Source organism: Mycobacterium sp. NAZ190054 (genome assembly GCF_001545925.1).
Lineage (GTDB): Bacteria > Actinomycetota > Actinomycetes > Mycobacteriales > Mycobacteriaceae > Mycobacterium.
Window position 1 is genome coordinate 1 of the sequence record NZ_LMVQ01000338.1, and the last position, 3,513, is coordinate 3,513.

Genomic DNA, 3,513 nt, shown 5'->3' on the forward strand with positions numbered 1-3,513 from the left:
CTGGCCAGCCGGATCCTGGGCGTCGACGTGAATTCAGGTGGGAGTCGTTAGATGTCGATCTTCATCGGACAGCTGATCGGCTTCGCCGTCATCGTGTTCATCATCGTCAAGTGGGTCGTGCCGCCGGGGACGCGGCCGCGGCGCGCTGGCTGTTCGGGTCGTTCGCGGTGCTCGCCGCGCTCGCGACGGTGGCGTCCACGCGCAGCGGCCGGTCACGACCACGCGACGAAAGGTCGCCTCACCCGACCGGGTGAGGCGACCCCTCGTGCTGTCTCCCGTGTTGTCAGAGTCGGATGAAGAGGCCGGTGTCCTCGTTCCAGACGCCCCAGACTTCCAGGTCGGGGTTCCAGACGACGGGCAGGTCGGCCGCCCACTCCGGCGCTTCAGGCTGCGGCGGCGCACCCTCCGGCGGGAGCACCGGCGTCGTCACCCATGAGGGCGTCTCCGGCAGCTCGATGCGGTCCTCGGGCAGCGGACCGCCATGACCCGGAGTCGGGAGGTAATCCAGTCCCGGCGGCAGCGGGTTGCCGGGCTCACCGGCATTGACGCCAGGCCCGGTCACCGTGGTCGGCCGCTGGCCGGGATTGCCCGGATTGTCCGAGTGGCCCGGGTTGTCCGGCCGCGGTGACGGCGGCTCCGCCTGCGCGACACCGGCCGCCAAGCCGCCCAGGCCGAGCACGCCTGCAGTCGCCACACCAGCTGTCAGCTTCTTCACATCCATCAAGTGAACCTCCTCGATTCTGGTGGCCGGCTACCGCAGTACCTGCGGAGACCGGCCGTGTGTCGTGCACATCGGTTGTTGCCGCCTCTGACGAACGACACCAACCAAACCCCGACCCCGGACAGCTATGGCCACTGACGGCGCGGTGTAAACCACGGTGGAGCAAGATAATTACGAAAATTCTCGAAGATGCAGGTAGGCGGACGACGGCCGGATCTGCCTGGGTGGGAGTTAGCTGTGAATCCCTCTCAGGCTGTAACGCCGACCCGGCGGCAATCGATGGGCCCGGTACCTCCAGGGGTCGGCACAGGGGGCTGGACCGCAATTGTTTACCAACCGGACGGTAAAGTAACGGCGTGACCTCGACACCCCCGACACGCGGGCGCCCCTCGTCGGTGACGGGCATCCTGGACGCGGCCCGCGACCTGCTCGACGCAGGGACCCCGGTCTCCTTCGATTCCGTGGCCCAGGAGTGCGGACTGACCAAGCCGGGCCTGCTGTACCACTTCCCGACGAAGTCGGCGCTGATGGAGGCGTTGGTCGACCACATCGTGGACTCCCAGGAACACGAACTGGCCCAGCGGCTCGACGTCCCGCTCGACGCGGCGTCACCGCGACAACGCCTCGCCGCCTATGTGCGCTGGGCGCTGTTGAGCCGTCACCGGCGGTCGGATCTGGTGATGCTCAGTGACCCCAAGAGCGCCGACCGCATGCTCGCGCGCTGGACCGAGCGCTTCCATCCGTGGGTGCACGTCCCCTCCGACGTTCCGCCGGATGAGCAGTCCCGTCTGCATGCCGCGCGACTGCTCGCGGACGGCGCGTGGCTGGCGGATTCGTCGGACACGTTCCCACTCGCCGACGACGACCGACCGCGCGTGCTGTCGGTGGCACTCGAACTGCTGGGGGAGAAGCCCTGATGACATGGCTCTACCTGCTGCTGGCCATCGGCAGTGAGGTCGCAGCGACGCTGTCGCTCAAAGGATCTGCGACCATGCCGGCGTTGTACGTGGTGGTGGTGCTCGGCTACCTGGCGTCCTTCGTCCTGTTGGCGCTCGTGCTCAAGCGTGGAATGGGACTCGGTGTGGCGTATGCGATTTGGGGTGCGACCGGCGTCGCATTGACCGCGGTGCTGTCCGCTGTCATCTTCGGTGAGGCACTGACCGCCGTCATGGGCGCCGGCCTGCTGTGCATCATCGGCGGCGTGGCACTGGTCGAGACCGGCTCCCGTCCCGAGGCCGAGTGATGCAGTACCTCATGCTGATCGGCGCCATCGGTTGCGAGGTCACCGGGACGCTGGCGCTGCGCGTCGCCGCCAGGGGCCGTCCGACGTTCTACGGCATCGTGGCCGTCGGTTATGTGCTGGCGTTCACGCTGCTGTGGTTCTCGCTGCGGCACGGAATGCCGCTGGGTGTCGCATACGGTATCTGGGCCGCGGCCGGAGTGGCGTTGACCGCGGTGGCGTCGAAGTTGCTGTTCGGCGAGCCCCTGACCCGCCGAATGCTCGGCGGCATCGCGCTCATCGCCGTCGGTGTGCTGTTGGTCGAACTCGGCACCGGTCACTGACACCTGGCCGGGGAGATTATCCGCAAGCTGACGCGATTGCACATTCCGTTGCGACACAGAACGGCCACTGTTGGATCACCGTTGCGTCGCGGCGTGGTTCAAATTTGCTGTAACTGTGTCAGCGTTGTTCCGTGCTCGCACGCCAGGTGGTCCGTTCGCTTTGTGTTGCGGTGGTGACAGCCTCGGCGCTGTCGCTCTCCACCGCCGCTGCTCCCGTTGCTGGGGCCATCTCGTGCCCGGATGTCGAGGTGGTGTTCGCCCGGGGGACGAGTGACAATCCGGGTTTCGGGGCGGTCGGCAGGGCGTTCGTCGATTCCGTCAAGAAGAAGCTGACCGGCAAGAAGGTGTCGGCCTACGCCGTGAATTACCCTGCCAGCTGGAACTTCTCGAAGTCGACGTCGGCGGGCGCGGTGGACGCCAACAAGCATGTGCAGTACGTGGCGGGGATGTGCCCACAGACCAAGATCGTCCTCGGTGGCATGTCCCAGGGTGCCGGGGTGATCGACCTGATCACCATCGGTAACCGGACGATCTGGTTCTTCACCCCCGTTCCGCTTCCCGCTCCGATGGTCGACCACGTCGTCGCCGTAGCGGTTTTCGCCAACCCCTCACGCGATCAACCGATGCTCGGGCCGCTGACCGAGATCAGCCCCCAGTACGGAGACAGGACCATCGACCTCTGCGCCGACGGAGATCCGTATTGCTCACGCGGGAACAACATGTTTGCCCATTGGTCATATCCGTGGAACGGGATGGTCGACGAGGCAGCGACTTTCGTGGCGCAGCGCGTACTGGGCCGCGACTCCTGAGTGGAATTTGCCGCCTGCCCAATCGTTCTCGGCAGAATCGAGGCCATGTCACCGCCGGACCACCGGCGGGTATCGGTTCGATAACCACGTCGTCGGTCGGCGGCCAGGCGCGCTAGGTTTCTACGACAGGTGGGGGCACCGTTGAGAGTTCGAGGAAAGACGATGTCTCCGAGGTCACCCAGGATCGATCGCGTGGGCGTTGCGACGCTGGCGGTGGGCATGGTCTGGCCGATCGTCGCGAACTGCGCTCCGGCCGCTGCAGAACCCAGTCCGGGCGTGCCCTGTCTGGAATTGGTGCAGGAGGCTGCCCGCGTCGGCATCGCCGGATTCAGCAGCAGTCTCTGAGCGGTTGTGCCGGATCACGACCGCTGAACTGAATGCCGGGCAACGCTATTCGCCGCGACCGGTCTGCTGTTGGAG

The 3,513-nt window shown here is 66.3% G+C and carries 7 protein-coding genes; 6 read left to right on the forward strand and 1 reads right to left on the reverse strand.

Annotation, left to right across the window (positions count from 1 at the left end; translation table 11 throughout):
* Nucleotides 1-110 precede the first annotated feature (110 nt).
* Entirely contained in the window at nt 111-254 is a 144-nt protein-coding gene (locus ASJ79_RS32560; RefSeq protein ID WP_156448554.1) for a hypothetical protein, read from the forward strand.
* 29 nt (nt 255-283) lie between these two features.
* Here the strand turns inward: ASJ79_RS32560 and ASJ79_RS21010 are convergent, their stop codons facing one another.
* Nucleotides 284-721, reverse strand: coding sequence for a hypothetical protein (locus ASJ79_RS21010; RefSeq protein ID WP_067959438.1), 438 nt, complete (start codon nt 719-721; stop codon nt 284-286).
* A gap of 356 nt (nt 722-1,077) precedes the next feature.
* Here ASJ79_RS21010 and ASJ79_RS21015 point away from each other — a divergent pair, with 356 nt between their 5' ends.
* From ASJ79_RS21015 to ASJ79_RS31345, 5 genes are all read left to right on the forward strand, one after another.
* Complete coding sequence (locus ASJ79_RS21015) at nt 1,078-1,638, forward strand: TetR/AcrR family transcriptional regulator (RefSeq protein WP_067959440.1); 561 nt, start codon at nt 1,078-1,080, stop codon at nt 1,636-1,638.
* Nucleotides 1,638-1,964, forward strand: coding sequence for a multidrug efflux SMR transporter (locus ASJ79_RS21020; RefSeq protein ID WP_067959443.1), 327 nt, complete (start codon nt 1,638-1,640; stop codon nt 1,962-1,964). Before ASJ79_RS21015 ends, ASJ79_RS21020 begins: the two co-directional genes overlap by 1 nt.
* Nucleotides 1,964-2,284 carry a multidrug efflux SMR transporter gene (locus ASJ79_RS21025; RefSeq protein WP_067959445.1) on the forward strand — a complete coding sequence of 107 codons (321 nt, stop codon included), beginning with the start codon at nt 1,964-1,966 and terminating at the stop codon, nt 2,282-2,284. Before ASJ79_RS21020 ends, ASJ79_RS21025 begins: the two co-directional genes overlap by 1 nt.
* A 170-nt stretch (nt 2,285-2,454) precedes the next feature.
* Nucleotides 2,455-3,093 carry a cutinase family protein gene (locus ASJ79_RS21030; protein ID WP_067959448.1) on the forward strand — a complete coding sequence of 213 codons (639 nt, stop codon included), beginning with the start codon at nt 2,455-2,457 and terminating at the stop codon, nt 3,091-3,093.
* A 192-nt stretch (nt 3,094-3,285) separates the two neighbouring features.
* Complete coding sequence (locus tag ASJ79_RS31345) at nt 3,286-3,438, forward strand: hypothetical protein (RefSeq protein ID WP_197420311.1); 153 nt, start codon at nt 3,286-3,288, stop codon at nt 3,436-3,438.
* Nucleotides 3,439-3,513 lie beyond the last annotated feature (75 nt).